Raw genomic sequence first — 1,379 nt, forward strand, 5'->3', positions numbered from 1 at the left:
GCGACTGATGTTCCTCTGCCAATCAATGGGCCCCTACGCGAGTCTTCCGGCACGACGAACGTGACTTGCATTGCGAATCACCAAGCCATGATCCAATTGGAGAAGATGATCTATCGAACCGTGACATCAAGAGCGGTCACCAGGAAACAGAGGTCGCGTCACGAAGCGATGGGCCCAGTTCCAGCCACAACGACAGGCGTCGGATCTGATCCGCACTCGAAGGTGATGGACCAACGAACGTAAAGTAGCACGACGAACGTTGGTGATAACGGGGTTGCGGCCAAGCATCGTGAACGCAGGAATCAACTGCGCCGCAACTCCCGTTCTTCACATGGTTCGTCGCTTTACGGTTGCCGTCGTGGTGAAGTTGGACGGTCGTGATCTATTGTAGCGATCGCAGGTTGACGTGGGGCGATCGATCAGTCTGGATCGGGACCAGAATTGTGTGTGCGAACCATGGTACCGGAGTCAAGCGAGATCCGATCGAGAGGCTTGATCGAGTGCTGGGGCCATTGGAAGACTCCACCGCGACAACGCAATAGGCGTACAGGATCACGATCCATTATTGGCGATTGTTGGGCGTTGGAAACGTTTACCATACCGTGGCATCAAGTGCGATCAAAAGGAAACAGAGGTCGCGTCATCATGCGGTGGGCCGACTACAGTCACCCTATCCGGCTTGTGCGTCGTTCCAAACTCAAAGCTAGAAGAACCGACCAGCGTGACCAAGCACGACGAACGGCGGCGATCACGCGGCCGCCGCGGGTGATCAACCACTTCAAAAAACGCGACTCGGCGGCTCGTCGTGCATCGCATTGTTACCCCATCCGTCGGTCAAGTCAAAAGCCGCAGGACCGACGCACGTGACGGCCCACCGATTCGCCATGGCCCTTCTTCGGTAGTCGGAGGTGCACAGTACAGGTACACGTCGCCGACCTCATCAACGAGTACGTCCGTTGCACATTCGTCGTCAATTCTGCCAACGGGAAAGTATTGTCGATTGTCCAGAGTGGAGAAATACGCAATACGGTCATGGTCTTCACGGCACGCCATCGGAGTAAGGTCGACTTGAACGCGACCTTTGATCGTCAGTCCGCCGTACTCGGTCAGAAAGCGAGTTGCGGCGACAGTTAGTTCGAAGCCGTCGGGAAGTACACTCGAGTCAAGTGAGATTCTCCGGTTGGGCCTCCAACCCGATTCAATGAGCGTTGCGAGGTCCGCACGTTCGCGAAGGTACCGAATCATCCTGCGTGCGAGATTGACTATGGGAAACTCTCGTTGGGGTAACGGTACGGTTCAGCGGGGCCGCGCGAACGACTCCCCACTTCAAATACGTCAACTCGCGGCCTCCGTTGCAACCGATGGTTCCCCGCCGGTTT

Annotated in this window: 1 protein-coding gene; it reads right to left on the reverse strand. The window is 56.4% G+C overall.

The window, feature by feature from the left end:
* Nucleotides 1-834: 834 nt before the first annotated feature.
* Nucleotides 835-1,245, reverse strand: a complete 411-nt coding sequence (locus tag FYC48_RS25285; RefSeq protein WP_149499597.1) for an SUKH-3 domain-containing protein — start codon at nt 1,243-1,245, stop codon at nt 835-837.
* Between the last annotated feature and the right edge of the window lie 134 nt (nt 1,246-1,379).

Source organism: Roseiconus lacunae (assembly GCF_008312935.1).
Classification (GTDB): domain Bacteria; phylum Planctomycetota; class Planctomycetia; order Pirellulales; family Pirellulaceae; genus Stieleria; species Stieleria lacunae.

What these genes read in the sequence shown, in the direction of transcription:
- FYC48_RS25285 (WP_149499597.1), bottom strand. Translation starts at nt 1,245, where the DNA reads ATGATTCGGTACCTTCGCGAACGTGCGGACCTCGCAACGCTCATTGAA.